At 53.0% G+C, this 22,001-nt stretch carries 25 protein-coding genes; 11 read left to right on the top strand and 14 right to left on the bottom strand.

Annotated features, from left to right (window positions below):
* Positions 1-19 precede the first annotated feature (19 nt).
* Genes QQL78_RS18270 through QQL78_RS18230 form a run of 9 tightly spaced genes read right to left on the bottom strand, consistent with a single transcriptional unit; the run spans position 20 to position 6,804 of the window.
* Positions 20-673, bottom strand: coding sequence for a VirB8 family type IV secretion system protein (locus QQL78_RS18270; protein WP_284375848.1), 654 nt, complete (start codon positions 671-673; stop codon positions 20-22).
* A gap of 12 nt (positions 674-685) precedes the next feature.
* Entirely contained in the window at positions 686-1,513 is an 828-nt protein-coding gene (locus QQL78_RS18265; RefSeq protein ID WP_284375846.1) for a type IV secretion system protein, read from the bottom strand.
* The gene (locus QQL78_RS18260; protein ID WP_348540770.1) at positions 1,513-2,601 is read right to left on the bottom strand and encodes a lytic transglycosylase domain-containing protein; all 1,089 of its coding nucleotides are present in this window, start codon (positions 2,599-2,601) and stop codon (positions 1,513-1,515) included. Before QQL78_RS18260 ends, QQL78_RS18265 begins: the two co-directional genes overlap by 1 nt.
* 58 nt (positions 2,602-2,659) lie before the next feature.
* Positions 2,660-2,833: a hypothetical protein gene (locus QQL78_RS18255; RefSeq protein ID WP_284375842.1), complete on the bottom strand. Its 174-nt coding sequence runs from the start codon at positions 2,831-2,833 to the stop codon at positions 2,660-2,662.
* Positions 2,830-5,205 (bottom strand): VirB4 family type IV secretion/conjugal transfer ATPase, encoded by a 2,376-nt coding sequence (locus QQL78_RS18250; protein ID WP_284375841.1) that lies wholly within the window; start codon positions 5,203-5,205, stop codon positions 2,830-2,832. Before QQL78_RS18250 ends, QQL78_RS18255 begins: the two co-directional genes overlap by 4 nt.
* Positions 5,195-5,473 (bottom strand): VirB3 family type IV secretion system protein, encoded by a 279-nt coding sequence (locus tag QQL78_RS18245; protein ID WP_284375840.1) that lies wholly within the window; start codon positions 5,471-5,473, stop codon positions 5,195-5,197. The genes QQL78_RS18250 and QQL78_RS18245 overlap by 11 nt, the downstream gene beginning before the upstream one ends.
* A gap of 14 nt (positions 5,474-5,487) precedes the next feature.
* On the bottom strand, positions 5,488-5,787 hold the full coding sequence (locus QQL78_RS18240) for a TrbC/VirB2 family protein (RefSeq protein ID WP_284375838.1): 300 nt from the start codon (positions 5,785-5,787) through the stop codon (positions 5,488-5,490).
* Positions 5,784-6,404, bottom strand: coding sequence for a lytic transglycosylase domain-containing protein (locus QQL78_RS18235; protein WP_284375837.1), 621 nt, complete (start codon positions 6,402-6,404; stop codon positions 5,784-5,786). The genes QQL78_RS18240 and QQL78_RS18235 overlap by 4 nt, the downstream gene beginning before the upstream one ends.
* 43 nt (positions 6,405-6,447) lie before the next feature.
* Positions 6,448-6,804 carry a hypothetical protein gene (locus QQL78_RS18230; RefSeq protein ID WP_284375923.1) on the bottom strand — a complete coding sequence of 119 codons (357 nt, stop codon included), beginning with the start codon at positions 6,802-6,804 and terminating at the stop codon, positions 6,448-6,450.
* A gap of 226 nt (positions 6,805-7,030) precedes the next feature.
* Here QQL78_RS18230 and QQL78_RS18225 point away from each other — a divergent pair, with 226 nt between their 5' ends.
* Positions 7,031-7,270 (top strand): hypothetical protein, encoded by a 240-nt coding sequence (locus QQL78_RS18225; protein WP_284375921.1) that lies wholly within the window; start codon positions 7,031-7,033, stop codon positions 7,268-7,270.
* Positions 7,271-7,427: 157 nt separating this feature from the next.
* Positions 7,428-7,685, top strand: coding sequence for a helix-turn-helix domain-containing protein (locus QQL78_RS18220; protein ID WP_284375835.1), 258 nt, complete (start codon positions 7,428-7,430; stop codon positions 7,683-7,685).
* A 229-nt stretch (positions 7,686-7,914) separates the two neighbouring features.
* On the opposite strand, the gene QQL78_RS21705 is transcribed toward QQL78_RS18220, so the two are convergent.
* The 5 genes from QQL78_RS21705 to QQL78_RS18195 all read right to left on the bottom strand — a co-directional run bounded on the left by QQL78_RS21705 (position 7,915) and on the right by QQL78_RS18195 (position 13,205).
* Positions 7,915-8,604, bottom strand: coding sequence for a hypothetical protein (locus tag QQL78_RS21705; RefSeq protein ID WP_284375919.1), 690 nt, complete (start codon positions 8,602-8,604; stop codon positions 7,915-7,917).
* A gap of 156 nt (positions 8,605-8,760) precedes the next feature.
* Complete coding sequence (locus tag QQL78_RS18210) at positions 8,761-9,012, bottom strand: hypothetical protein (RefSeq protein ID WP_284375833.1); 252 nt, start codon at positions 9,010-9,012, stop codon at positions 8,761-8,763.
* A gap of 325 nt (positions 9,013-9,337) precedes the next feature.
* Positions 9,338-10,183: an alpha/beta fold hydrolase gene (locus QQL78_RS18205; protein WP_284375831.1), complete on the bottom strand. Its 846-nt coding sequence runs from the start codon at positions 10,181-10,183 to the stop codon at positions 9,338-9,340.
* Between the two features lie 105 nt (positions 10,184-10,288).
* Positions 10,289-11,260: a catechol 2,3-dioxygenase gene (locus QQL78_RS18200; RefSeq protein WP_284375829.1), complete on the bottom strand. Its 972-nt coding sequence runs from the start codon at positions 11,258-11,260 to the stop codon at positions 10,289-10,291.
* Between the two features lie 1,267 nt (positions 11,261-12,527).
* Positions 12,528-13,205: a GntR family transcriptional regulator gene (locus QQL78_RS18195; RefSeq protein WP_284375917.1), complete on the bottom strand. Its 678-nt coding sequence runs from the start codon at positions 13,203-13,205 to the stop codon at positions 12,528-12,530.
* Positions 13,206-13,601: 396 nt separating this feature from the next.
* Here QQL78_RS18195 and QQL78_RS18190 point away from each other — a divergent pair, with 396 nt between their 5' ends.
* The 9 genes from QQL78_RS18190 (at position 13,602) to QQL78_RS18150 (ending at position 21,998) form a co-directional block, all read left to right on the top strand.
* On the top strand, positions 13,602-14,990 hold the full coding sequence (locus QQL78_RS18190) for a Rieske 2Fe-2S domain-containing protein (protein ID WP_284375828.1): 1,389 nt from the start codon (positions 13,602-13,604) through the stop codon (positions 14,988-14,990).
* Positions 14,991-15,002: 12 nt separating this feature from the next.
* Complete coding sequence (gene benB / locus QQL78_RS18185) at positions 15,003-15,530, top strand: benzoate 1,2-dioxygenase small subunit (RefSeq protein WP_284375826.1); 528 nt, start codon at positions 15,003-15,005, stop codon at positions 15,528-15,530.
* 71 nt (positions 15,531-15,601) lie between these two features.
* Positions 15,602-16,618 carry a benzoate 1,2-dioxygenase electron transfer component BenC gene (benC, locus tag QQL78_RS18180; RefSeq protein ID WP_284375824.1) on the top strand — a complete coding sequence of 339 codons (1,017 nt, stop codon included), beginning with the start codon at positions 15,602-15,604 and terminating at the stop codon, positions 16,616-16,618.
* The gene (benD, locus tag QQL78_RS18175) at positions 16,615-17,394 is read left to right on the top strand and encodes a benzoate diol dehydrogenase BenD (RefSeq protein ID WP_284375822.1); all 780 of its coding nucleotides are present in this window, start codon (positions 16,615-16,617) and stop codon (positions 17,392-17,394) included. The genes benC and benD overlap by 4 nt, the downstream gene beginning before the upstream one ends.
* A gap of 42 nt (positions 17,395-17,436) precedes the next feature.
* Positions 17,437-18,609, top strand: coding sequence for an ABC transporter substrate-binding protein (locus QQL78_RS18170; RefSeq protein WP_284375821.1), 1,173 nt, complete (start codon positions 17,437-17,439; stop codon positions 18,607-18,609).
* A gap of 83 nt (positions 18,610-18,692) precedes the next feature.
* Entirely contained in the window at positions 18,693-19,562 is an 870-nt protein-coding gene (locus QQL78_RS18165; protein WP_284375819.1) for a branched-chain amino acid ABC transporter permease, read from the top strand.
* A 4-nt stretch (positions 19,563-19,566) separates the two neighbouring features.
* Entirely contained in the window at positions 19,567-20,571 is a 1,005-nt protein-coding gene (locus QQL78_RS18160; RefSeq protein ID WP_284375817.1) for a branched-chain amino acid ABC transporter permease, read from the top strand.
* Entirely contained in the window at positions 20,564-21,307 is a 744-nt protein-coding gene (locus tag QQL78_RS18155; RefSeq protein ID WP_284375816.1) for an ABC transporter ATP-binding protein, read from the top strand. Before QQL78_RS18160 ends, QQL78_RS18155 begins: the two co-directional genes overlap by 8 nt.
* Positions 21,300-21,998: an ABC transporter ATP-binding protein gene (locus QQL78_RS18150; RefSeq protein WP_284375815.1), complete on the top strand. Its 699-nt coding sequence runs from the start codon at positions 21,300-21,302 to the stop codon at positions 21,996-21,998. Before QQL78_RS18155 ends, QQL78_RS18150 begins: the two co-directional genes overlap by 8 nt.
* Positions 21,999-22,001 lie beyond the last annotated feature (3 nt).

Below are 22,001 nucleotides of genomic sequence, written 5' to 3'. Positions count from 1 at the left end.
TATTCCAGAAACGCACTTATTAATTCTCCAATCTGTCCGAGCGGATCGAATATTCGACGACCGTAAATCCAAAGGGGTTGGTCCAGACCTGATCGATCGAGCGGCTTTCTTCCGGGCGGAACTCAAAGAGCAGCGTGGCGGTGAACAGCCCCGCTTGAACCCCTTGGAGCGAGGTTAGGCGCTTTCTGAGCCGTACCGTCGCGCGGTTATTGCTGATCAGGTTGATGCTGAGGATCTCGACATCGAGCCGCGCATTGGGCCCGTATACGGTCGGCGGATAATCCGCATTTGCTGAGTTCCAGATCTGACGCAAGGAGGCCTGTGCCGCGCGGTCCGAGCGGCGTAACACGCTGCGAATACGCACATCATTGTCGAGCTGGTTATAGACCTCGCGGTCGGTCACATAGCGGAAGACTTCCGCTTCAATGATCGCGCGGTTTTCTGTGACGGTGGTGGCACCGACCGAGGCCTCAGGCAGGGCAAAGCCGGTTGCCGGATCGTAAGGTACAACTACGGGTGGCGGATCGACATCAAGGATGGCGACGGCCGCTGCGCTGAGACATCCAAGGATGCCAAAGATCAGCCCCAATAGCCCGAGGCGTTGCCAAAGGCGCTCACGCCGCAAAGCACCGTAGACCAGTTCCTCCTCAATGATTGCTGTTTCGTCATCCACTGGCCGTGATCCTTAGTCTGCATTCAACTCAGGGAGGGTGAACTCCATGAACCGCTGTTCTTCTGCTATGGTGGCTGCATCAATGACGCCGCCGGTGCCATCCGCCACCGTCTGCACGGCCTCAAGCTGCCACATGGCGACAAGGGCAATGGCCAGTTCTGCCGTGACGCGGGTGTTGAGATCGACGCTTTCTTTCAGCTCATCCATGTCATCGATGAGCCCGACGAGACGGTCGACGCGTTCCAGCGATTGGCCGGCATCTTCATAGCTGTTTTGGGCCGCAGCCGAGACCAAAGCTCCAGTCGTCGCTTGCGTCGCCACACGGTTAGCCCCGGCATTTCCGCTGGTGGCCATTTCCGAAAGCGTGTCCTCATCAAAGCCAAGATCGGCCAGCACCCGGTCCATCTGGGTTTCGATCTCACTGGAGCCTGATCCTGCCAACCCGGAGAAGTCCCCCGTTTTAATCGCCTCAATCGTGGCAATGATGTCGCCAAACTCCTGATCGAGAAGACCGTTCAACTCGTCTTCCATCTGCGTGCGGATGATTTCCGGAAGTTCGGCGAGGCGGGTCAGGGCCTCATAGGTTCTTTGCAGCTCCGCGAGCTGATCCGTGAGGGTGGCGAGTTGTTCGCGGAGCTGCACCAGTTGCTCGTTCTGCAGGATCTCGTCTTCGATCATCTGCCGGAGCTGTTGGATATTTTGGGTGATGTTCTGGGTATCAACAACCGGCACGCCCTGGGCCTGCGCCGGAAAAGCGGTCAAGAACGGAGTGCCGAATGCCAGCGCGCTGACGAGCGCCAATGCGCGAAGCGGTTTTGCAGTGACTGATTTGCGGGGCATCAATCCAGATCCTCCAATGTGAAATTCATAAACTCTCCCTCGGCCATGCGTGCGTAGGCCTGAGCGAGCTCTGCGGCGGTGAGCGGCTGGGTCCGTGCGGCCTTCAGGCGTATGCGCGCGGCCATGAGACGGACCAGCTCGGCACGGGCATAGGTGTTGAGCGCCATGCTTTCCTGGATGTCCTCCGTACTGCCGATCCGGGTGACGATGTCTTGGATGCGAAGTGCGGCTTGGCGGATCGCGGTCGGAGAATTGTTCCCGTAATAGGCCGCGCCGTGTCCGGTGAGTGAAAGATTGGCATTGGCCATGAGCGCAGGATCGATGGTCCCGAGTGCTTCGATGCCACCGATACGGGCGAGGTAAAGATTGTAGCGTTCGGGGATGACCTGCACGTAGTGTTGGGTCTCTTTGAAGGGCGGCACACCGCTATATTCAAACACGCGGCCGGGCCCGGCGTTATAAGCCGCAAGCGCGTTGATGATGTTGCCATCGAATGTGTTGAGCTGGTTAGAGAGGTAGCGTGCACCGCCTTCGACCTGGAGATAGGGGCTGTTGTAATATTCCGGGTTGATGCCGAGATCGCTGGCGGTGCCGGGCATGATCTGGGTCAGGCCGAAAGCACCAACAGGGGACCGCGCACCGATGGTAAACCGACTCTCTTGCCAGATCAGGGCTTGAAGGAGCGCTCGCCATTGCACGACAGACAGCCCGGCGCGCCCGACCCCGGGCCGTGCGTGGGTCTCTTGGGCGACGCGAATAATCAACTGCTCGATGTTTTCCGCGGCATCCCCGAACATGCCCGCGCCGCCGGGATTGGGGTCGATGTCGCCGGAGCCATAAACCGCAGCAACGGACCGATCGGGATCGCCGCTGCCAGATTCAAGACCTGAAACCATGCTCGACAGGCCCAGACCGCCAAAGCTTGTCTGCGCATCAAGGATGTTGCGCAACACGGCGAGTTGTTCTTGCTCGATTTCGGTGAGGAGTTCCTCGACCGTCAGGGTTTCCCGTTGGACGGCTAGATCGGCCTCACGATCGCCTGTTTCAACGATATCCCGTGCGGTCAGCCCGGCATCATTAACGGGCACGCCTTGGGCAGCGGCGAGGCTCGCCCAAATCAAAAGGAAGGATGTGAGAACACAGACCTTATTCATGGACCTCATCCGTGATGTCGAGCGCGCCATCCAAAGCCTCGAAGTCGCAATCGAGCGATGTAGGTCCACGGGAGACGAGGTTGAAGCAATTGGCCTGCGGCTCTCGATATTGCTCGCAGGCAGCGAGCGACCCAAGGACGAGTAGCAATACGAGAAAGCGGATCATGAAAGCCTCCAGAAATCAGGTCGGTCGCGGTAATCGGCACCCACCAGCGCCTCACCCTTTTCCATGCCGCCAAGGATGGTGAGGAGGGGGCCTAGGGAGGAAAGATCGGCGTCGACAACGACCGAACCGCTATCGTCACGGATGAGCGCGAGGCGGCTATCACTGCCAGTGTTCAGGAGCACATCGAGCTCTTTCTCGTAGAGGTTGAGCATCGCGTAATCCGAGGCATGAGCGCGAATGTTCGGAAGCAGGATCTGCGTTGGCACCGCCTCAACAATGGTTTTGCCGGTTCGCGTGCGTTCAAGCTGGCTGGCATATTGCGTCATCATCACCGCAACGGTGTTCTGTTTGCGCGCGGTCACCAGCCAATTCGAGAGCCGCTCGGAGAAATACGCATTGTCCAGCGCCTTCCAGGCCTCGTCGATGACGATGATGGTGGGGCGGCGGTCCTCGATCTCCCGTTCGATACGGCGGAAGAGATAGGAGAGCACCGCCATGCGTTCTTTCTCGCTCTCGCTGTCGAGAATGCCGGTCAGGTCAAACCCCACGACATCGCCGTCGAGCGAGAATGTGTCTTCTAAGCTCTGCCCAAATATCCAGCCGTAACGGCCGTCTTCGGTCCACTCCAAGAGCCGCTGGTGCAGATCACCATTGTCATCGGTGGAGACGAAGAGTGAGGCGAAATCCTTCCAGTTCCGAAGCTGCGGATTGGCAGCGCCGGCGTTCTGGCGAACCACCTCTTGAATGCGATTGGTCTGGGCTGGGGTGAGGGGCTTGTCAGAACGGTAGAGAAGGGAAGCGAGCCAATCCGACAACCATGCCGTGCCGCGCCCGTCCACCTCGGTCCAGAGCGGATTGAGGCCGGTCGCCTGTCCGGCCTTGATAGAGGCGTAGCGCCCGCCATTGGCGCGAACCGCCATTTCCATTCCGAGCCGATAGTCGAAGACGAATATGCGCGCCCCGACGCGGCGCGCTTGCGTCATCAGAAAGGCCGAAAGAACGGACTTTCCCGACCCTGGTCGCCCAAGGATCAGGGTGTGGCCACCGGTTGGTTCTTTGTCGGGCGATCCCTGCTCGTGATAGGAAAACCGGTACGCGCTTTGCTCGGGCGTGGGGAGCAGGGTGATTTCCTGTCCCCAGGGCAGTTGATGCTTTTCTTTGCCAAGCTGCGTGCGATGGAGCGCTGCAAAATCCGCAAAATTGCGGTTGGTGACGGCGCTGGCACGAACGCGTTTGGGCTGATTGCCGGGATGCTGGCTGAAGTAATGCGTCTTGGCGGCCATCCGCTCGCCAATCATCTTCACGCCCTCGGCCGCTGCGGCGTTGACGATCTCGGCCCCGAGGGTTTGGAGTTCATCGAGACTGTCGTAAAAGACGGTCACGACCATGTGGTGCTCGCCAAAACTTTGACGTTTGGCTTCGAGATCATCATGGGCGATGTCGAGGGCTTCGAGGAGTGAAAGAGCGGCATCTTGTGAGGCCTGCATCTGACGTTTCTGGCGTTTGATCCGGCCCGCCATCAGGTTTGAATTGATCGGTGTGAACGAGTGCGTGACGATCATATCGACAGGCAGGTTGAGCATGTCGAACATGGTGCAGGAGGTGGCCTCGGAATATTCGCCGATGGTAAAGCTCTTGCCGAAGCGACGCCCCACGACGCCGTCTGACAGCTCGAAGTGATCCTCCAGAAACGTCACGCGGGTATTGGCGACGTTGTAGGAAAGAAAGCCGTAGCGGTTTGCCGGGTAAAGCGGCAGCTCGCGCCCGGTATTGAGAGCACCGAGGAACCCAACAAGTTCGCCGGATGCGGCTGAGAGAATACGTGGCTTCAGTTCGGCGAGGCCGGACATAAACACACCGACGGCTTCGTTGAGGCGTCTGATCCGCTTGGATGTTTCCTCCTTGAAGCGCTCGGGCGCGGATCGGTTCACAAATCCCAGAAAGCTCTTGGGTGGCGGGCGGTGGATGATCGTGAGCGTCAGGGTCTTGTCCCGCAGCCCGGCACTCCCCAGCTTTGAACGCCAGGCTTCATCCACCGCCGCCGCGAAGTCGTCACCCTGAACCGGGAGCAGGTCCGGGGTGATCGACTTTGACACTTTGTGTACGTAATAGCTGAACTCTGGCCCGAGCTGCGCGATGATCCGGGCAAAGAGCGCCGTCACCTTGTCGAGATAGGCATCATCCGTCGTGTAGCTGTTCACACCGCTGAGGCGGATGCACTGGAAAAGCTCGTTGACACGCGTGCGCACGGTCTGGTCGTCGACCAGGCTGACATAGGGCAGCATATGCGCGAGATGTTTCTCGCGGGCATACCAATCCGGCATGAGGGTGCGGGTATCCTCGACCTCGTCACGGGCTTCACTATGGCGCATAGCTGTCGCCCCTGTGAATGGCACGGTTGCGCGTCGGTGGGGTTTCCTGCAGCGCCGTCATCATCACGTCGATGAAGCGCGGGTCCCAATCCGCCGCTTTCCAAAGCACCGGGTAGAGGATCGCCGCCACGCCGAGGACCAGGATGTGCTGCACCCACACGAAGAGCAGCACCGACCCAAAGAGCCAGACCATGGCATACATGATCGGCAGGCCGAGAAGCTTCGGCGGGCGCACAAGGCCCAGGAAGAGCGGCGATCGTTCAGCCACGGATCAGACCCCTTTTACGGGGTACCACCACCAAATACGGCGGCAACGATTGTGGGAGCAGCTGCGACACCGGCAATGCCGACCAGAACCCAAAGGGCCTGGCGCAGATCGATGATGTTGAAGAACCAGCTTAGGAACACGCCCAATACGGCCAGCGTCGCGATGACCACGCCGAGAGGACCGGTCAGGGCATCAACGATGCCCTGCAGAAGGTCCTGAATAGGGGAGAGGTCGATACTCTGAGCCAGTGCAGGCTGCGCTGCAAATACCAGCAAAGTGGCGATGGCCAATAACTTATTACTTCTTGGCTTCATGGGGTCTCTCCTTCTAGCCGGTTGAAGACGGCCAGCACCCGCTGGACGTGATTTTGGGTCTCTCGATAGGGGGGAATGCCGGAATACTCGCGCACGGCATCGGGTCCGGCGTTGTAGGCGGCAAGCGCCAAGCGTGTGTCGCCGAACTCGGCCAGCATCATCGTGAGATAGCGTGCCGATCCGTCCAGGTTCTGTCGCCAGTTATTGGGGTCAACGCCAAGTGCGCGGGCGGTATCCGGCATCAGTTGCCCAAGACCGATGGCCCCGGCGTGGGAGACGGCGCGCGGATTGTAAGCGCTCTCGATCTCGATATTGGCGCGATAAAGGTTCAGCCAATCCGTGACGGTAATGTCGGCGGCACGCAGTCCACGGTGGCTTGCATAGCGCAGACCGACCTCTTGGATCGCGCCGAGAATGTCAGGGCGGGGCACAGGCGCACGTGGTGCAAGTGCGGCGATACGTACCTCTTCGACCGGATCAGGTTCCGCAGTTTCGCCGAAGACTCGCAAGCCATCAGATGCAGAGCCTTGGCCGATCCCATCATTGTAGTTGCGAGAAAAGCTTTGTTGGGATTGAGACGGTGAGAGCGAGCCATCGCTCTCCATTACCAGCACCATCTGTGCCGATGCAGGGTGCGTCAGAAGGCAGAGGAAAAGGGCGCTAAGCCCGGCTGGCCGTAATCTCTTCGCTCGAAAGCTTGTGCACTGTCCGCTTGCCTTCCAAGAGTGGAATGTCCGCGTGTGAGAAGCCGACACCTTGCAGGAAGGAGAGCACGCCTGTGACGGTCTTGATCTCGCGGATCTTGATGTCGTTGCGTGAGGTGCGTGTGCGGGCGGTGACCAGAAGCTTTTCGACGCCCTCATCACTGACAGCGCGCATGATCCAGGCCCCATGCCAGTTGGGGCCTTTCTTGTAGGCGTCTTCCTTGCAGACGACTTCCACACGGTAGCCGCTCGCGACAAGATCGCGAAATCTCGGTTCAGTGACCACATTCGGTGCTTCGTTACTTAGGTCTATCACCCGGATTACGCTTTCTGTTCAAAGGCGCAGGTCCGGACTTCATTGCTTGAAGTCCAAACATACGATGCTATATTATCGACCGCAAGTATATATTTACGTTTGTGCGGCTGTATGACGGTTACACGAAAGTTAGGCATGACCGTTGGATTTGATCAAGTTTTGTTGGGGTCTCAGCACCCTCTGGTTGCAAGGAGCCAGAAGCGCACCTGCTATATTTTTGCTGATGGTTTTGCCGGAGATTGCCGCGGCGGCATCCTGCTATCCGCCTACGAAGCCCTTCGTTCCGAGTGATCCGCAAGCCGTCAGGGAGTACGCTGATCTCATCCGAAGCGACTTCGAGCTCTACATCCGGGACATACAAAGCTACTTCAGATGTCTGGAAGAAGAGCGGGCGCGTGCTTTTGAGGAGGCGCGTGAGGTGAGCCAGGAATATGGCCGGTTCCTGCAGACAGTTGATGAATGATAGATGGCACACTTGTTCGGTGCGGCGCTCTAGACCGGACAACAGGCTAGTTCGCGAGGCAACGTAGTGTTCGAACAAGTCTATGGAAAACATCATTTATCCACTTTTTAGATAATCTATAAAGTAGATTAGCCCGGTCACAAGGGGTTTGTGACACGTGGCAAAGACAATCAGAAGTTCAGGGCATGAGGCGCTCCGCGATGCACTTATCGCGGCGCGCAAAAATGCTGGTCTCACACAGGAACAATTGGCCACGCGGCTGAAATGCCATCAGTCCTTTGTGGCCCGCGTTGAAAGTGGTGAGCGCAGGATCGATGTCATTGAACTGGTTGTTCTCGCGCGGGCTATGGAAGTCGAAACTGCTAAACTCTTAGCGGTGGCCGAACGCGAGACGGATGCCGATCATCGGATTTGAGCGCAACTTTGAATTTTGAAGCCCAAAGGGTCATTCGATGGTCATGAAGGTATCTGTCTTCGATCTTAGGAGGTGATTCGCCAAAAAGAGAGCAAATTCGTACTCCTGAAAGATATCAATGATATACTATTGGTCGCTGAAAGGGTGCGACTATTGGAACGGTTCGGTAGGTTTCTTCCACCAAATGCGTTTTCGCTTTCAGATTTGGGTCAAGTATCGCCGCCGCCAATCAATAGTCCACCTGTTCGAACCCGTAGTTACCCTCATAGTCACGCCAATCGACGAAGACAGAGCGGAGGTAGATGCTGGGGCAGTTTTGCCCCCAGCGTTCGAGGCCGACATGTGCCTCGGGCAGGGCGTTTAATCCAGAGCGCACCCAAGAGAAATCACCTTGCGTCCCATAGGTTCCAAGAACGACCGTCGCGTTCCGATTGCAATCACCGTCACGGCCAGACTCGTGCTGACGCGCGTAGCGCACATCAAAGACCCGGATTGAACGCACGAAGTTGAATTCTGGGCCGCTGATGTCGATATCGGCGCGGTCCTGGATCAGGCGCAGGGCGAGGCCATTGGGCGGCTGTCCGTCCCTGGGGTCTGTCGTACGGAGAACGGCGGGCATGGGCTCTTTCGGACTTGCCAGGAAACTCTGGGGTAGGGACCCGGCATCATCGAGTAGAACGTCGTAGATGCGCGCGGTCGAGTTCGTATTACCGCTGGGTTGATAAGCCGCACCCATCGGGCAGCGCCATATCTGTAGCGGCGGTTCTACTGGCCAAGGCGTGATTCGTCGTATGAACTCGCCGCGGGCACGCGCGCAGGGCACCGAGTCTGGCCATCCACCTGAAAGACAGAGCAGAATGGCACAGTCGATCTGGTAGGCTTGGGCGGATGATTTTTGCGGTGCTATGACGCTACCCATACTTCCAACGAGGGCAACGATTGCAAGGCGAGCAAGTTGTTGGAGCATGAATGGATATCCATTGGTCTAGAGAATCCAGCGCATCATGCACTGAAAATATACTAATGTCACTCATAATATAGGATCGATAGGGCGGTAGTGTTCCGGTTTTTAGCGTCACTCCAGCTTTTTTTGGCCACCGGCCGATAGTGCCTCAAGCAGGTCTATGGCGGAGTCAGCGGTCACGGCTTTTGCCTTGGCCAGCGTTTCCGGACTGAGCGGCGGGTCAATGCGTTTCGCCATACGGTCTTTGTAAATCCAAAGGATCGCCAGTTCCGACGTATTCCAATGGTAAACCCAACCGGTGGTTCGGTCGTTTGCATCTCGCAACCTCGCGATCGGCGTTGCTTCTTTTTTTCCGAAATTCACTAGTTCCAATTCTCCGTACCCATCTACAGAGTGTAATCGTGACGGTTTCCATGCCACTTTCAGCCAAGTGATAAGAAACATTGAACTCAACAAAGAAGAAAATTTCCGTCCTTCCTTCGTAGGGAACGATGCTAAGGCTATCTCCAACAGGCAGCGAGCTTGATGGATCCACGTTTGACCTCCTCGCAGTTGATTGTTCGAATTTTCACCAACGATGTCTTCTAAGAGTGACGCCATATCTCGAATTGCGCCAGTGGCTACATTTGCCTCTGGTGCCTCGGATCCCGAAAGACCACAGCGTTACAGTCTCATAGAATGATATAAATTAGGAGGTGTTGGAACCACCTGCAATAAAGTCAAGAACCAGCGCGTTGAATCTATCTCTTTTTTCGATCTGAGTCCAATGGCCGCAATTTGAAAATAGGTGTAATTCCGCATTCGGAAGAAGCTCAAAAAACTTGTGAGAGTTTCCAATTGGAATAACTCGATCATTCTTCCCGTGAACGATTAACACTGGAACCTTTATTTTCGAGATATCTGATGTTTCTGATGCCATTGCGTGAATCCATTTTTGCCGTGGAGCAGGAAACATCGCTGAGTAGCTTTCATGGATTCCCGGTGCCACCGAGGCGGAATAGCGTAATGATGCAAGATCGTCGTTGACAAGAGTTTTGTCATGAGAAAAAATATCAAGCAACTCTTTCATATTCTCAACGGATGGCTCGTAACCCCAAACCTCATTGAGTCCATAAGTCAGTTCAAATTCAACACCAACGGCACCCATTAATACAATTCGTGAAACCAACTCAGGGTGCGCGATAGCGAACGCAATGGCGAGCCCCCCGCCAAATGAGTTGCCTACAATGGTCGTTTGGCCGAGGCCCAATTCTTGGGTCAAGCCATAAAGATGTTTGACCCAATTTGTCATTGAGTATTCATAGTTTTCAGGGGCCACGGTCTTACCAAAACCAACCATATCCGGCGCTATGCAACGTGATTTTTGGCTGATGGGTCCCAAGTTTAAGCGCCAGTTTGCCCAAGCAGATACTCCAGGTCCGGATCCATGGATAAACAGTACTGGCTCTCCTTCACCTACGTCTTGATAATAAGTATCGATTCCATCGATAGTGATGATTTTTCCATCATCTGAAATTTGCGATCCATCGGACATTCGAATTCTCCAGAAATCTGAGACGGACCGAAGCAGATGGCCTCGGTCCGATTGGTGGCTTGACTGGTATTTGTCGGGCCAGTTTAAAAATCTGACAGTTGTGATCTATTCGTTTGCCGGTACAGGCGGTGTCCCAACCATGAAGAACTCTTGTGGCAGTTGCGATCCGTGCCAAATTATTCCAGCTTCGAGGTCTTTTTCTTCCCACACGACAGGTTTCCAGTCGGGTTCGAAAATCAAGTACCCTGCATCTCCAAAGAGTTCGACTCGGTTGCCGCCCGGCTCAAAGCAGTACAAAAAGGCGGCCTGCGTGATGCCGTGCTTGCCGGGGCCTGCTTCGATCTGGATGTTGTGTTCGCGAAATACGTCGGCAGCGTCCGAAAGATGTTGTGGATATCCGTACCAGAATGCGACATGGTGCAACCGGCCTTTGACCCCACTCTCATCTCGCATCATAGCTACGTCATGGACTAAGTTGTTGTGGCTCATCCATGCTGCTACCTCGACCTCACCGCCACCTGCTATAATAGTTTCGCGGAGCCGTGTACCCATGGCTTCTTGGTAGAATCGCCGCATGGGGCCCACGTCTGAACACATTAGATTGACGTGATCCAAACGACGAACCGGAACGCCAGAAAGCGGTCGTTTTTGTGGCCGGTTGATCAACGGTGTTTTCAAGCTATCAGGAATCGTCGCGCGCTCTACTTCCCAAAAAATTCTTTGAATGTGCCCGTCGGGTGTTCGATACTCATATGCCGGTCCGTAGCCAGCTTCGGTGTCGACCCATCCGATACCGGCACCCAATTTTTCAATCTGGGAGACGCGACGATCGAGGGCTAACTTCGAAGAAGCTCGCCAACCCATTTGGGCCATTCCTGGTTGGTCCCGTTCTGTAAGCTTCAGTGAATGGTGGTAGGACTCCTCATAACCCCTGAGATATACGGATTTTCCGTCCCTCGATGATTCTTGGAGTCCCAAAAGCTCTTTGAAAAACCAAAGGCTTTCATCCATTTTCGGCGTAAAGAGTTCAACATGGCTCAATTGCGCCACGTCAAAAATTGGTTCGTTGTCTGTCATTTCAGGTCCTCCCCTGCAGTTTTGTAGATGTTTACCAGGTTTGGAATCTGTCCAGCCCTGAATTGAAAGTCTTGCTAACTCGGCTCCTGCCTACGGACCAATCTCATGCTGATCTTGATCAATCGGCGGAATATAGGGCGGCCTGCTTGAACGATGCCAAGCCTTGAGAAGAACGGCTCGATCGTAGCGATTTCCATAATTGACCCCCGAATTTTGGAATGGATATGCTGGCCCGTCTCCGCCTCTTTGGACCATTTCGCCGATTGGGCTGGAAGGGCTTGATTCCCCATGCTGTTTGCTAAGCGTTTCATCTAGGTACATTGGCCTCTCATAAAACGGTTTGCAAGATAAAAAACGTTTATTTAAGAAAAACCGATTGTGAGGAGTTTATCACACTAAATCCTGCTTTTGTGACTTTGGGGGCAAACAACGTGTAAGCTTGGCGGTGACGCAAATTATTGCTTAAAAATCAACTTGTTAGTTTGAGTTTCTGCGGGCCGATGCCCTTTGATAGAGGGATAGGTTTTCGAATACTCGGAAGTCTGCCGGGGCGAGCCAGATTGACCATTGTCAAAATTGCAGTGAGTGGCAAAGCCCTTGGTTGCAACGAAACACTACATGTCATGATTCCAAATTGTCGCATTGATCCTAGCTAAGTTGGTCCTTTTGCCCGAACCCTGCGTCCTCCTCCAGATTGAGTGGCGCTCACTCCAATCTGGTCTGCCCCGGAACCTTCAGTGCAGATGGCGAGATCTTTCCAGATTCTGCTCTGCAACCCAATCTTTCGTTGGCATAGGCCTGAGTCTTCCACCTCCTGTCAGTGTAGTGGGCCTGTATCGCTTGTTGTTATTGCCATATCGATCAAGGGATTTCCGTACACAGGCTGTGTGGTAGCTACTCGGCGTAGATTCGATGCAAGGCCTTCATCTTTTTGGTGGCATCTGACCGCGACTGAATCAGTCGGCGATCAGGCGTTCTACTCGAAACCTGAAGTTGAAGACTTCGGTGTGGGTAATATCGGTTGGTTTGCTGGAGTGCGAGAGGTTGACCGTGACACCATTCTGATAAGCCCCAAGCGAATTGCTCCGGGTTCACCGGTGACCTTTAGCTTCATTTCACGCGATCGCATCGAGCACGTCGCGCTGTGTATAGAGGCCCTCATCGGCCTCTGCTGTCGGGGGCTCTCCAATGGGGCCAAACAGGCGCCTGATGTTGAACCAACCGAACCATCGAGGACCGCCTACTTGATCACTGGGCAGCGCATTACTCAGGATTGGGGCAAGTGATCAATCAATAGGTCAACGGTTGTTGAAATATGATCGCACATCAAAGAAATGCAATCTTCTCGCCTACCACTTACAGCACTTTCAAACAGGGCTCGATGTTGATCAGGCACGTGAAGTGCATTTCGGCTAATGTCTGGGATCAGTGCTCTGTATCGCTCTGCATTGTAGTTTATGCTTCGACGAAAATCGAGCAGGTAGCGGTTCTTGCATGCCGCCACCATTGCTTCGTGAAAAGCTTGATTACGTTGGCGCCATTCATGTTCTTGGTCGAGATTTCCTTCGAGAACGAAAGCCCTATCGGCTCTTTCCAGTAAATGATAAGCACCTGCTAAGGTTGCCTCCCATTCATCATTTCGGTTTTCTAGTGATTCACTTAGTGCTTCTATTTCAAGCAGTTTGCGAACTCGGGCGACGGAAATGAAGTCACTGCGACTTAGCGGCGCAACACGGAAACCGATGTTTGGCTGAGAGACGACCAACGAACATGCCAGAAGCCGCGAAAGTGCTTCGCGAACCGTTGAGGTGCTTACGTCAAACTCTCTTCGTAGCGCATCGACCTGCAGCCTCGTTCCGCCGGGCAGGTCGCCCGAGATAATCCGGTTTCTAAGTTTCTCTTCGATCAAAACGAAGGCAGTTTTTGGCTCTGTCTTTGTTGTCATGGTCAATTTGTGCGTCCATCATAGGATTTTCGCCCACAAATGACATGTTTTGAGGTTGATGCCAAGCAGCAAGAATAAACCAATAAAATTAAAAAAAACGTGGACACGGTAAAAAAACGATAATATAGAAAGATGAAAGCCACGGGCATGCTCGTGATCTAGAATGTGCAGGTTTGAAGGACCGAACGGCGAATTGCGTAGGTAGTTACAGGCGTTTCCATGGTCAGTGTTTCGGATCGGGAGCATGTAGGCTGGCTCGTTGCATCTTGCTGGGAGGTTTTGTCAGGTCCTGGCGTCGCGTTGACAAATAGGGCGGGTGTGCGGGTGTGTTTAACATCTCGTAAGTGGAAGACCGCAGTAGGCAGGAAAATGCCGCGGAAAAGTGGAGGAGTGCCAATGTTTGCTAATTCTAATCTTGATGATCTCGCACATCAGATTTCTGGTGCGGTTGAAGACGACCCCAAAAATGGCGTTTTTCGATGTCGCAGAGATGTTTTCTCAGACGACGCGCTTTTTGAGCTTGAGATGAAGCATGTGTTCGAGGGCAACTGGATATACATGGCGCACGAGAGCCAAATCTCTGAACCTGGAGATTATTTTACGCTCACTATGGGTCGTACTCCTGTCGTTATTACGCGGGACAAGTCGGGTGAATTACATGCGCTCGTCAACGCCTGTTCTCATAGAGGTGCCCAGCTCTGCCGTTTCAAACGGCGAAACCAAAGTACTTTCACATGCCCATTCCATGGATGGACCTTCTCAAACACTGGTAAGCTTCTCAAAGTTAAAGATCCGAAAGATGCTGGTTATCCGGAGCAGTTCAACAAGGCAGGCAGCCACGATTTAACCAAGGTCGCTCGATTTGAAAATTATCGTGGCTTCCTATTCGGCTCGCTCAACGCTGAGGTGGGGCCACTTAGAGAGTATCTTGGTGAAGCGTGTAAGATGATCGACATGATCCTTGATCAGGCAGATGAAGGGTTGGAGGTTTTGCGGGGGTCTTCAACATACACATATGACGGGAACTGGAAGCTTCAGGCCGAGAACGGCGCTGATGGTTATCACGTTTCGGCTGTGCATTGGAACTATGTTGCTACAACAGCGCACCGCACTGACGACGGCAAGCAAGACAATATCAAAGCGAACGATGCATCGAAGTGGTCAAAACAGCGCGGGGGTTTCCATGCCTATGAAAATGGTCACATTCTGCTGTGGACTGAACTGGCCGACCCTACCAACCGTCCAAACTATCCTCGTCTCACAGAGTGGGTTGAAGAATATGGAGAGACGAAAGCGGAATGGATGGTGGGGGTAATGCGTAACCTCTGTGTATATCCGAACGTATTCTTGATGGATCAGATGAGTTCGCAAATTCGAGTAATCCGCCCTGTCAGCGTCGATAAAACTGAGGTCACTATTTATTGTATCGCGCCCAAAGGTGAGAGTCAGGAGGCTCGTTCTCATCGTATCCGACAATACGAAGACTTTTTTAATGCTTCAGGTATGGCAACTCCAGATGACACGGAAGAGTTTCGCGCTACCCAACGTGCGTACGCTGGTGCAGCGCACGCCCCTTGGAATGACTTAACGCGTGGCGCTACCCAGTGGATTGAGGGCCCAGATGAAGATGCCAAAAAACTGGGCATTAACCCAATACTGTGCGGAGCACGTACGGAGGACGAAGGCTTGTTCGTAGTCCAGCATACCAATTGGTCTGAGCGTATGGCGGATGCAATTACCAAGGAGCGTGAAAATGCGTTCAAAACTCGGTCGGCAGCAGAGTAAGGGGCAAATCGGATGAGTATCGCAACACGAGAACGTGAAGCAGCAACTATAGGTATGAATCTCAGCGAAATTCAGGCCTTTCTCTATGCGGAGGCACGGGCACTGGATGACCGCGATTGGGATACTTGGTTAGCATTTTACCACGATGACTGCCCGTTTTGGATGCCTACATGGGACGACTACGACGCGCTCACAGAAGATCCACAAAACGAAATGTCGTTGATGTATTATCCAAACAAGCAAGGCATCGAAGATCGGGTATTTCGGATTAAGACTGACCGTTCCGCTGCGACGTCTTTGCCCGAGCCGCGTACGAACCACAATTTGGCAAATATTGAAGTTGTAGATGCAGATCGTAATGAGATTAGTGTGCGTTTCAATTGGCATACTTTGACTTATCGCTATGGGATAACGGATCAGCATTGGGGCACTTCATTTTACACGATCCGGATTGGCGGGAAAAAGCCATTAATAACCGACAAAAAGATCGTTCTTAAGAACGACCGCATACACCAAGTCATAGACGTATATCATATTTGATCTGTCAAACTTGAGGATGGGTGGCCTTGGCCCCCGTGAATGTATTCGCGTGGCTATAGGAGGGCAGCGCTTTGACAACCTATGAAATTGCTTTGAATTTCGAAGATGGCGTCACGCGCATTATTCAATGTGCTGACGACGAAATGGTAACCGACGCGGCCTTCCGTCAGAAGATAAATTTGCCGATGGACTGTCGTGATGGAGTCTGCGGAACCTGCAAGTGTTTTGCCGAAAAAGGTAAGTACGAAATAGAATTCTACATGGATGAGTCCATGAGTGATGAAGAGGTCAGTCAAGGTTACGTTCTCACTTGCCAGATGATCCCCAAAAGTGATTGCGTTCTTAAGGTGCCGGCCCCCTCTGCCGCTTGTAAAACTGCGCCAGAGGAGGTGGAGGGCCTTGTCTCAGCTGTTGATACACTGTCTGAAACTTCGTTTCGCTTGCATGTGAAGCTCGCGAAACCAATCCGTTTTCTACCTGGGCAGTATGTGAATATCTCGGTTCCAGGTACGGGGAAACGTCGTTCATACTCCTTTTCTTCTGTGCCTGGTGTTGAAGAGGCATCGTTTCTGATCCGTAATTTGCCTGGGGGTGTGATGAGTGGCTATTTGAGGGACGGAGGCAAGACTGGGGATCTCGTTGAACTCAATGGTCCAATGGGTACTTTTTATTTGCGCCCGATTGAAAGGCCGCAGCTATGGCTCGCTGGGGGTACTGGGTTGGCCCCCTTTTTGTCGATGCTTGAACTGGTAGCACTGCAAGGTACAGAACACCCTATCGTGCTTTACTATGCAGTGACTCGACGAGCCGACCTAGTCGAGTTGGACCGCATCAACGATTTGGTTGCGAAGATTGGTAGCGTAACTGTAATTACAGTACTCGCAGCTGACGAAGATACACACGAACGAAAAGGATTTGTGACCGATCATGTGACTGTAGATGATCTGAATGGTGGCGAATGCGACGTTTATCTTTGTGGGCCTCCACCGATGGTGGACGCAGTCCGCAAACACTTCGAGGTGCTCGGAGTGGAGCCTGAAAATTTCTACTACGAAAAATTCAACCCGACAGAAGCGGAGGCAGCATGAGCCGCCGCTTTGAAGATAAGGTCATGGTCGTGACTGGAGCCGCGCAAGGTATTGGTCGGTGCGTTGCTTTACGCGCCGCCAACGAAGGTGCACGCGTTTTGATCGTTGACCGCTCGTCTGCACGCAAAGATGTGGTTGCGGAAATTCGCAATGCAGGGGGGCAGGCTGAAGCGATTTCAGTCAATCTCGAAACATGGGCGGGATGTGAAAAAGCCATACAAAAGTCCGTAGACATTTGGGGTCGTATCGATATCCTAATTAATAACGTTGGTGGCACTATTTGGGCCAAACCCTACGAGCACTATGAGCCTAAACAAATAGACGCGGAAGTCCGAAGGTCGCTTTTCCCGACACTTTATTGTTGCCGCGCCGCCATTGAGCGAATGTTACCAGTAAATCAAGGTGTCATAGTCAACGTCTCTTCCGTTGCGACGCGAGGCCTAAATAGGGTGCCATATGCGGCGTCCAAGGGTGGCGTGAATGCACTTACTGCAAGTTTAGCTTGGGAGGTCGCAGAACGAGGTATTCGCGTTGTCGGCACAGCTCCGGGCGGTACGGAAGCGCCCCCTCGCATTGTGCCGCGCAATCTCAATGCAGAAGAGGAACAACCCGAAGCTTGGTACAAGACCATCGTCGATCAAACAATCCGCTCCTCATTTATGACACGCTACGGAACACTGGATGAGCAAGCAAGTCCAATTTTGTTTCTGGCGTCTGACGAAGCTTCGTACATCACCGGAGTTACCGTTCCGGTGAGTGGAGGCGATTTGGGATGACAATTGCCGAAAAAAACAACCATCAATAGGAGGAGAACTGAAATGAAAACTACCTTTTTTGCGGCCCTTACTGGGCTAACCTGTGCCCTTTGCGGCCAACAAGCAGCGGCCGATGAGATTGAAGTTGGAGTTTTGCTCCCATTTTCGGGAGTTTATGCATCAGTCGGGAACGAGATTGAAGCGGGCTTTAGCCTAGGGCTCTCAACATTTGCAAGCGATCTGGAAAGCAGTATTAATCTGCATAGAGAAGACACCGAGGTCAATCCTGCAACCGGACTTGGCAAGGCGCGACGCCTAATTCTACAAGAAGAAGTAGATGTCATAGTCGGGGTAGTTTCCTCAGGGGTTCTTGGCGCCGTTCGGGATATTGTTGACGGTGCCGGGGTACCTTTGATTGTCGCCAATGCAGGGAATGATGCCGCTACAGGAGCGGATTGCAGCCCCTACATAACGCGGTTGTCGTTCTCCAACAGTCAGATTAATCGTCCGATGGGAACTTGGATGGCCAACGAAGGTATCGGCACGGTCTATACCCTTGCCCCGGACTATGCCGCTGGTCGGCAGATGATTGAGGCGTTTTCCGAAGCGTATGCTAGCGCGGGGGGCACAGTCGTCGGCGGAGAATTCACGCCTTTCCAGCAAACCCAGGATTTTGGCCCCTACATTGCTCAGGCCAAGGCTTCAGGAGCCGACGCTCTTTACGTCTTTTACGCGGGTGGCGAGGCTATTTCATTTGTTAAGCAATTCGACAGCTTCGGTGTCGACCAGGACCTACCTCTCTACGGTTCTGGCTTTCTAACGTCTCAGCTCTACGTAAATGCCCAGGGCCAGGCGGCTGACGGCGTCATCACAGCACTGCACTATGTACCGACCATCAACAATCACGAAAACGCTGCTTTCGTTGAAGCGTTCGTGGAGGCCAATGGTCGCCTGCCTTCAGAGTTCGCTGTCCACGGTTATGATGCTGCCCATGCACTCGCTGAGGTGATCCGGGCAGGTGCGAACGACCGCGAGAGCATTGCCCGTGCACTTAAGAGCATTAGTTTCGATAGCCCGCGTGGCGAATTGTCGATCGACTCGGCAACCAACAACGTTGTTCAGCCGATTTATGTATATAGAACGGTGGTCGGAGAGAATGGCAGCACTCAAGAAGTATTGGCATCGCTTCCGGCCGAACCGGAGCCTGCAAACGGCTGTGTCATGCCTACGCAATAACGTAAATTTAGGCTCACGACGTCTTGGGCCGCCTGCCAAGCATGGGTAGGCGGCTTTCACCAAAGTGTTGACTAGGATTTTCCATGACAGTTGATTCCGGCTTTTGGGTTTTGCAAACGCTAAATGCTTTGCAACTATCTATGCTCCTCTTTCTATTATCGCTTGGCCTGACTGTAATTTTTGGGTTGATGCATTTTGTAAACCTCGCACACGGTGCATTGTACACCTTTGGAGCGTATATTGCCGCATCGGTCGCCAACAAATTTGGGTTCTGGGTTGCTATCTTCGCTGCGCCGGTAGGAGTCGCGATCATAGGCGTAGTTCTCTATTTCTTATTCGTCCAGCGAATGAGAAAGTCCGGCCCAACCGCACAAGTTCTGGTTACGTTCGGTTTGATCTTCGTACTGCTAGATCTAACTCGCATCATTTGGGGTGATCTTGCTCTCGCCATGGCCACACCCGCTGTCCTATCAGGTCAGATTGGAATTTTTGGAGTAACTTATCCAGTCTATCGTCTGTTCATAATTGCCATCGGCTTATTGTCGTTTGTTATGCTGGCGTTGGTACTTTCTGGCACTCAAGTAGGTGCTAAGATTCGTGCAAGTGTAGACAATGATGCTATGGCAGCATGTCTCGGGATAAATGTAGAACGCCTCTTTTTTCTTGTCTTCTGCGTTGGTTGTGCTTTCGCGGGCTTGGCCGGAGCCATTGCGGCACCTCTCCTGAGCGTCATGCCCGGGATGGGTCTGCAAATCCTAATACCTACGCTAATAGTAATTGTTATTGGCGGGTTGGGATCATTGAGGGGGGCGATCGCGGGGTCGTTGCTTTATGGTTTTGTACAGACATTCGGTGCGGTATTAGCACCGCAACTTTCTTCAGTCTTGATCTACGCTCTCCTTGCAATGGTATTGGTGATTAAGCCGAATGGTCTATTTCCGGTGAAAGGATAAACGCGTGTTTCGCCACAACATACTTCGCTACGGCATACTTGTTATTCTGGCGATTGGTTCTCTCTTTCAGGCTCTAACCGCAAAATATTTTGGGTTAGAGATGTTAACGGAAATTCTGATCCTCGCGATACTGGTGCTATCGCTCGACATAGTTGCAGGATTTGGTGGCATGGTCTCTCTTTGCCATGGAGCAATTATGGGTATTGGGGCCTATGCCTATGCCATGTTTTCAATAAGAGTAGGCATCGCGCCCCCGGCTGCGATGGCGGGTTCGATTGCGTTGACAGGTGCAGTCGCTTGGGTGATTGGAGCAATTTCGTCTCGCAGCCATGGTATCTATTTCATCATGGCGACACTCGCCTTTGGACAAATGGCATATGCCTATGTGTTCGAAGCTCCAATCTTTGGCGGTGATGACGGATTGGGCGGTATTCCCCGATTGGACTTGAGTTTCATTGGGGTTGATATGAACAGTAACCGCAACTTTGCGCTGTTTTGTATGTCCATTTTAGTTTCTGTCTATGGAGCGTCGGTTTTGATCTTACGTTCCGGACTCGGTCGATCCCTGGTCGGCGTCATGCACAATGAACAGCGCATGCGTGCGCTCGGGCTTACGGTTTGGCGTGTTAAGGCGGATGTTTTTGGCCTATCTGGTGTGATTGCTGGACTGGCTGGAGTTCTGGCAGCACAGCATATTATGTATATTTCCCCGGACCTTCTCGGTTGGACTGTCTCCGGAGAGGCTTTAGTCGTTGTGATTCTAGGGGGGCTAGGCACTCTTGTCGGGCCACTTGTTGGCGCCGTCATTTTCGTGGTGATCAAGCATGAAGTCAGTTCGGTTACAAGTTATTGGCACCTCTTCGTTGGCGGTATCCTGATCGCTGTTGTAATGAGTCGGGCCAACGGCATTTTCGGCTGGGCAGAGACGCATTGGGGCGCATGGGTTGAACGCCGACTTGCCGATGCTACGCGTAAACAAGAGCTTGAGGAGGCCAAAAGCGATGCTTGAGACGCGCAATCTAGACAAGAGTTTTGGTGCGATTCACGTGACGCGCAACGTGTCGTTGAAACTGGAGCGTGGCGAGCGTCGTGTAATTCTTGGGCCCAATGGGGCAGGCAAAACCACACTATTCAATCAACTTGTTGGTGAACTGATACCGGACAAAGGTTCGGTTCATCTAGCAGGCGAAGATATCACCGCACTCCCTGTTGCAGCGCGCGCCCGGCGTGGACTATCGCGCAGTTATCAAAAAAATACTCTTTTCGATGGGCTGACAGTTGAGGAAAATCTTGGTCTTGCTGCTGCGGTACATACTGGAAATGCGACGATGCTGAGGGGAGACAGCCTGTCAAAGCCCGAGGTCCGCGAAATTACTTCTGAAGTGGCAGAACAAGTAAACTTGATGCCTTATCTCCACGCGAAGGTTTCCGAAGTTAGCTACGGTGTTCGCCGCCAGCTCGAAATCGGTGTTGCCCTTGCCACTCGACCGCTTGTTTTGCTTATGGATGAACCAACAAGCGGTGTCGGACCGGAAATGTCTAAGGGGTTTCATGACCTGCTGAACAATCTTCCACGTGATCTGTCAATAGTCATAATTGAACATGATATGGACCTCGCCTTCGATGTCGCTGACACGATTACTGTGCTAAATTTTGGTGAAATTGTTTTTGATGGATTGCCGGAAGAGGCACGTGGCTCAAGTTTGCTCAAAGAAATATATCTAGGAAGTTGGGAAGATGCTTGAATTGAAAGCTGTTGAGTCAGGGTATGGAGAGACTCAAATTCTCCATGGCTTGTCTCTTGTCTCGCAAAAAGGGAAAGTCTTGGCGGTTCTCGGTCGGAATGGAGCGGGCAAATCTACGACACTAAAAACAATCATGGGGCTTTTGCCTCTTAAAGCTGGAGAGATTGAATTTGATGGCAAACCGATCGGGGCCAAGACCTTTAATGTAGCAAATGGCGGAATTGCTTACGTGCCCGAAACAAGGGATATTTTCCCGTCACTGACAGTGCGTGAAAACCTCGAAATTTCGGCAAAGAATTTTGGTCGTTCCGGATCGGAATGGAACATGGATAGAGTTCTTGAACTTTTCCCGCGCCTAGATGAGCGAATGAGCAATAGTGGTTCTCAGCTTTCTGGCGGGGAACAGCAAATGCTGGCTATCGGGCGCAGCTTGTTGATGAACCCGCGCCTGCTGATCCTTGACGAACCAACGGAAGGGCTGGCTCCGATTATTGTGAAGCTCATTCATGACAAGCTTCAAGAGCTAAAGACTGCAGGTTTGTCGATGATTATCGTAGAACAGAACTTTGGTTTTGCAACCTCGCTAGCAGACAATGTGGCAGTGGTGAGTAAAGGGCAAGTTGTGTGGACTGGAAATGCGGCAGAAATCCGGGCCGCGAATGAGGTTCAGAACAAGTGGCTTGGTATATAATTG

The sequence above is a fragment of the Sulfitobacter pacificus genome, from assembly GCF_030159975.1.
GTDB classification, from domain to species: Bacteria; Pseudomonadota; Alphaproteobacteria; order Rhodobacterales; family Rhodobacteraceae; genus Sulfitobacter; species Sulfitobacter pacificus.
Note: the sequence above shows the minus strand (reverse complement) of the source record. Positions and strands in the feature narration are given on the sequence as shown.